Below are 5,103 nucleotides of genomic sequence, written 5' to 3'. Positions count from 1 at the left end.
GGCGTCTCCTCTGGCTCCTGGCTGAGTCATCCGCGCGCTGGCTAGCAATTCGCGCTCGGCACCTGCGGCGGGATAATCGACGATGAGTTTGAATAAAAATCGATCGAGTTGCGCTTCTGGCAATGGATATGTGCCTTCAAATTCGAGAGAGTTTTGAGTCGCTAGCGTCCAAAATAGCTCCGATAACACCATCGTCTCGCCATCTAGGGTAACTTGCCCTTCCGCCATCGCTTCGAGTAATGCCGATTGAGTTTTGGGTGGGGTGCGGTTGATCTCGTCCGCCAGCAGAATCTGAGTAAAAATTGGCCCCTTTTTGAGGACGAATTCTTGATTCTTGAGATCGAAAATATTCGTCCCTAAAATATCTGCGGGTAAAATATCTGGAGTCAGTTGAATTCGCCTAAAATCGGCCTGAATTAGTTGCGATATTACCCTGGCAAGCATCGTTTTCCCCGTTCCTGGCACACCTTCCAAAATAACATGACCGCCCGTCAGCAGGGCAATGAGAAGTTGTTTAGTCGTCTCTTCTTGTCCGAATACAACTTCTTGTAAAGCATTGCCGAGTCGATCGAATATTTCGTTTGTCATGTGGGGAGTGGGGATGGGTGGATGAGTGGGAAAGTAATAAGTAATAAGTAATAAGTAATAAGTAATACTTAATAAGTAAGGTAGATGGGAAGCGCAGATCCAAAACTATCGAGCTTTCTACCTAAAGCCTAAAACCTAAAGCCTAAAACCTAAAGCCTAAAACCTAAAGCCTAAGCTGCCGATCGATCGTGCGGACTTTTGTCAACCAGCTTGTTAATTCGGCAGGTGTTAGGCGTCGTGCTGTCGTGGTTAATTGTAAAACAAAGCGGAGATCTTCGGTTGGTAATTTAGTCTGAGTTTCCCAGGCGGTAATTAGTGTCTGTGGTTCTACCAATCGCTCTTTGCCCAAACCTAATTTTTGTTGCCAAGCCAAACGTTCGGCTCTCCCGATATTTTGGACTACGAATTCGCTGCTGTTGGCTTGGCGGAGCACCCCACCTAGTGCTTGGATATATGCTTCGCTATTATCAATTTCTGGCAGTTTGGGAATAATAACTTTGCCAAATCTACGATTTTGCTGCCACACCAAGATTAATATGCCCAGCAAGATATTGATAAAGACCACAATTAAAGGCGTACCAGCCAGATATTCTAAAGCATCACCTTCTGTCTCGCTCTCGATCGATTCCGTTCCATCTTGTTGAGGATTGGTTGCCGATTTGGGTTTGCGATCGACATAGCCATGAATATATTCATCTACTAATACTCGTCCCTGCTCTTTAGTAACTAGTTCTGCTAGTAATTCATAATTAGGTCGAAAATCTTGATAGGCATTGGCTGCTAAATATGATGTCGTTGCGATATAAAGCGACCCTTTACCGATTCTAAATCCATAGACAACACTACCAGCCCGATCTTTCAAAGTTGCCTCGCCAAAAGCATCTTTAGGTAGACCAATTGTAGCTAGATCGGCTCTAAATCTCCGCGTAGTTTCAATTCTCACATTGCCTTGAGAACTCTCTAAATCCGATCGAAATGGAATCTCCCAAGCTGGTGCCGTTACTCCCAAAATGACGAGTGTATTTCCACCACCGATCCACTTTTGTTGGAGATCGCTCAGTTGCAATCGCTCTAATTGAGGATTGACTTGCAGGAGCGTAGTTTCTGCTTGGTATTGGGGATCTCGTGTGAGTTGGGGAAACGAGCGTTGCCACCGTTGGATCTTAGTCCCACGTTCGGACATCATGCTATACCATTCACTGTAACCATTTGCTGCAATACTATAACTCGATCCTGGCTGTCTACCATCCCCACTCATGGCACTAACGATCGTAATTAAGACGAGTGCGATCGTTCCCAACAAAAACAATTGCCAATACTGTTTTAATAACTTCTTAAAATCTGTCATGAATAATTAGTTACTAACTAATGAGTCGGAGAATAGTATTGGATTTTCACGAATGTGGAAGACTTTGAAAAAAATAGATTGCAAGTAGTGTTCGTTATCAATTATCAATTATCAATTATCAATTATCAATTCCCGATCGACCTGTCGATAAGCTTGTTGACATCGCTCGAAATCTGCACTCGAAATCTGGCGATCGCCAAAATGCAGTTGTTCGTGAAGCGATACTAAGATCTCACCCACATTGACAACTGGGACATCACTTAATAACTGAAGATATTCGCGATCGGTGCGGCTAAATTGATGCGGAATTAAATTAGCATCATTCAATCTTTGCAGCATAGCTAAATATAGCCATCTACTCGCTTGAGTATAGTCGCCATCTTGCTGAAACTTTTGGGACTGAGCCAGCAACTCTGCTACCGTGTAGACTTTTATTGGCGAGCTATCTAAAGTCGATGGCGATCGCTCTTTTTGTCGCACCCAATTTTGCCAGTAGGGATAGATGATGCGATAGCCGATCCAAAGAACTAATCCAGCTAAGAGCAACCACACAATTTGGACTAGTAATGGCCCCAACCAGGGTGGAAAAATATCGAGATTTAAATCTCGATCGTCAGATCTCAACTTTACTTCAATCCATTCCCCCAACTGCTGTTGGAGTTGTTCCAACTGCCATCGCCAACTTGTTTTTTCAGCCGCAGTGGACATATGTTTGTGGTAGCCGCGCTGGTTCGCAACACATTGTATCTCGTCCATCATATTAGATGGAAACGCAATTTTACAATAATTGAAGTCTAGGCTTGCTGGATTGGAGTATGTGAGAATTTGTAGTAAGTATGTTATGGCATGTGGGCAAAGATGGGAGACTTAAGGTATAACTCCCACGACAAACTATTCACCAGCCACTAACCACTAGTGACGATCTAAAGGATAAAATAGCGATCGGAGTTAGCCTACATTTACTACTGCAACATCTAATGAACGATCTCATAGACATTGACTGGGAACAATTACATCAAGTTTCGGAAGATGACCCCGAATTTGAATTAGAATTGCTCAACATGCTGGCAGAAGACGTCAAAGTTCATATCACAGATTTGCGTCAAGCCGTAATCGATCGCGATGTAGTGGCGATCGCGCATGAAGCTCATTACATTAAAGGTGCCAGTGCTAATGTAGGCATCGTGAGTATTACAGCATTAGCCAAACAAATCGAACAACTAGCCAAGGAACAACCAACCGCAAATACAGCTCCGTTGGTAGAGCAAATGGAGATCGATCTGGGTCGTTTAGAAACTTATTTAGCGAGTAAGAACTAGATTGTAGTCAGTGGTGTCGGTAACTAAGCTGGCACGATCGGTTATCTTTAGATGGCAAACAGCAATCGCCATCTGAATTTTAGGTGAATTTTTAGATACTATCGATCTTGCCATCCAGATCGCGCGTGTTGTTGGGTTACTAATAATTATTGTTGGCTGCTGGTAGCAGTCGAGATCGTGCTTTATACCTATCCTCAGCTCTATTCCGGCATTCTCGTCAAACGCTACAAGCGATTTTTTGCAGATATCGAGCTAGCCACAGGCGAACTCATCACCGCACATTGCCCCAATACTGGCCCGATGACTGGAGTCTGTCAAATTGGTGCGCCCGTGCAGGTATCATTTCACGATAATCCCAAACGCAAACTGGCTTACACTTGGGAAACAATTGAAATCGATCGCGTATGGGTCGGCATCAATACGGCATTGCCGAATAAGCTTGTCAAAATCGCGCTAGAACAGCATTTATTTCCCGAACTAGAAACATATCAAACGATTCGATCGGAAGTAGTCTACGGGCAAGATGGGGGCAGCAGGATCGACTTTTTGCTGTCTGGTGGAGCGCGATCGATCTATGTAGAAGTTAAAAATACTACTTGGTCGAGTGGCGATGTAGCCATCTTCCCCGATACCGAAACCACCAGGGGTCAAAAGCACCTACGCGAACTAATCGAGGTCATGCCCGAATATCGGGCGGTGATGCTCTATTTTATCAATCGCGGCGACAAGACCAAATTCGCCCCTGGCGATACTACCGATCCCGTTTACGGTCGATTGCTACGGACGGCAGTAGCCAAGGGTCTGGAAGTACTGCCTTGTCGATTCAACGTTACCCCTGAAGGGGTAGAATATTTGGGATTGGCAGAATTAGTCCTCTAAATTAAGTCAGTTTTAGCAACATTAGTAAGCTTTGAATCAAAATAGCTCCCGTTACTGGTGCGGGGCCTGACATATCTGAAGGTAAGAAGATGCGCGCGCTTACAGCTACTAAGGCAAAGAGAAAGACTAATAAAATCAGGAACGGCGCGACATTTTGGCGAAAGAAAGTCATAGATTTAGATGGGCAGACAAATGATGGTATCGATCGATTGTAACAAAAATTAATCTAGACATCCTTGAGATCGGTGTGGCGATCGATACTCGATCGATCTAGTTATCTAACTCACTTGGTTTGGATCGATCTCTTTGAACTACGCTTGTTCTAAGCATTGTCTATTCGATCGATTGCCTAAAAATAAGCCGCTCGCTGCAAATTCAATTAACTAAATTAAGGAAGGCATCATGAAGTCAATTTCCTCGTACTTGGCAGTATTTAATAGTCGGAAAATGGTAGCAATTTTGCTACTTGGCTTTGCCTCTGGTTTACCGTATGCTCTAGCTGATGATGCTTTTAGAGCATGGCTGACTAAGACTGGATTTGATGTCAAGACCATCGGTTGGTTGAGTCTAGTGGGTTTACCTTATTCGCTCAAATTTCTTTGGTCGCCATTAGTTGACTATTTTCGACTACCTTTGTTGGGACGTCGGCGGGGCTGGATTTTGGCTGCTCAAATTGGGCTAATTGTCGCAATTCTGTTTTTGGCTAGTCAGATGGGGGTAATTGCGGGATTAGATACCGCAGGTAGAAATAATGCCCTGCAATTAGTTGCGATTACCGCTGTGGTGATGGCGTTTTTAAGTGCCACCCAGGATATTGCCGTTGATGCCTACCGAACTGATATCGTTAGCACCTTGGAGGTGGGAGCTGGCGCATCTGTGGCTCTGTTGGGCTATCGGGTGGCGTTACTGCTGACGGGTTGGATTGCCTTCGTTTTGGCGGATCGGATTGGCTGGGCATCGGTATATGGT

The 5,103-nt window shown here is 44.5% G+C and carries 7 protein-coding genes; 3 read left to right on the top strand and 4 right to left on the bottom strand.

Features of this window, described 5'->3' with window-relative positions; genetic code table 11:
• From C7B77_RS23700 to C7B77_RS23690, 3 genes are all read right to left on the bottom strand, one after another.
• Positions 1-588 (bottom strand): AAA family ATPase (locus tag C7B77_RS23700; RefSeq protein ID WP_146138476.1); only part of this gene is annotated, 588 nt, incomplete at its 3' end.
• Between the two features lie 163 nt (positions 589-751).
• Positions 752-1,936: a DUF4350 domain-containing protein gene (locus tag C7B77_RS23695; RefSeq protein WP_106310724.1), complete on the bottom strand. Its 1,185-nt coding sequence runs from the start codon at positions 1,934-1,936 to the stop codon at positions 752-754.
• A gap of 111 nt (positions 1,937-2,047) precedes the next feature.
• Complete coding sequence (locus C7B77_RS23690) at positions 2,048-2,695, bottom strand: DUF4129 domain-containing protein (RefSeq protein WP_106310722.1); 648 nt, start codon at positions 2,693-2,695, stop codon at positions 2,048-2,050.
• 218 nt (positions 2,696-2,913) lie between these two features.
• Here C7B77_RS23690 and C7B77_RS23685 point away from each other — a divergent pair, with 218 nt between their 5' ends.
• The gene (locus C7B77_RS23685) at positions 2,914-3,255 is read left to right on the top strand and encodes an Hpt domain-containing protein (protein WP_106310720.1); all 342 of its coding nucleotides are present in this window, start codon (positions 2,914-2,916) and stop codon (positions 3,253-3,255) included.
• A 177-nt stretch (positions 3,256-3,432) separates the two neighbouring features.
• The gene (gene sfsA, locus C7B77_RS23680) at positions 3,433-4,134 is read left to right on the top strand and encodes a DNA/RNA nuclease SfsA (protein ID WP_181243995.1); all 702 of its coding nucleotides are present in this window, start codon (positions 3,433-3,435) and stop codon (positions 4,132-4,134) included.
• Position 4,135: 1 nt separating this feature from the next.
• Here sfsA and C7B77_RS30375 read toward each other — a convergent pair whose 3' ends face one another.
• Entirely contained in the window at positions 4,136-4,306 is a 171-nt protein-coding gene (locus tag C7B77_RS30375; RefSeq protein WP_181243994.1) for a hypothetical protein, read from the bottom strand.
• A gap of 230 nt (positions 4,307-4,536) precedes the next feature.
• Between C7B77_RS30375 and C7B77_RS23675 the strand changes: the two genes are divergently transcribed.
• On the top strand, positions 4,537-5,103 hold a 567-nt coding region (locus C7B77_RS23675), incomplete at its 3' end, for an MFS transporter (protein WP_483862468.1).

The organism is Chamaesiphon polymorphus CCALA 037 (assembly GCF_003003845.1).
Classification (GTDB): Bacteria; Cyanobacteriota; Cyanobacteriia; order Cyanobacteriales; family Chamaesiphonaceae; genus Chamaesiphon; species Chamaesiphon polymorphus.
The sequence above is the reverse complement of the archived record's forward strand: the minus strand, read 5'-3'. Positions and strand labels throughout refer to the sequence as shown.

Bases quoted from the DNA above. Each gene is read 5' to 3' on its own strand.
- C7B77_RS23685 (WP_106310720.1), top strand. From the start codon at position 2,914: ATGAACGATCTCATAGACATTGACTGGGAACAATTACATCAAGTTTCG.
- C7B77_RS23695 (WP_106310724.1), bottom strand. From the start codon at position 1,936: ATGACAGATTTTAAGAAGTTATTAAAACAGTATTGGCAATTGTTTTTG.
- C7B77_RS30375 (WP_181243994.1), bottom strand. From the start codon at position 4,306: ATGACTTTCTTTCGCCAAAATGTCGCGCCGTTCCTGATTTTATTAGTC.
- C7B77_RS23690 (WP_106310722.1), bottom strand. From the start codon at position 2,695: ATGATGGACGAGATACAATGTGTTGCGAACCAGCGCGGCTACCACAAA.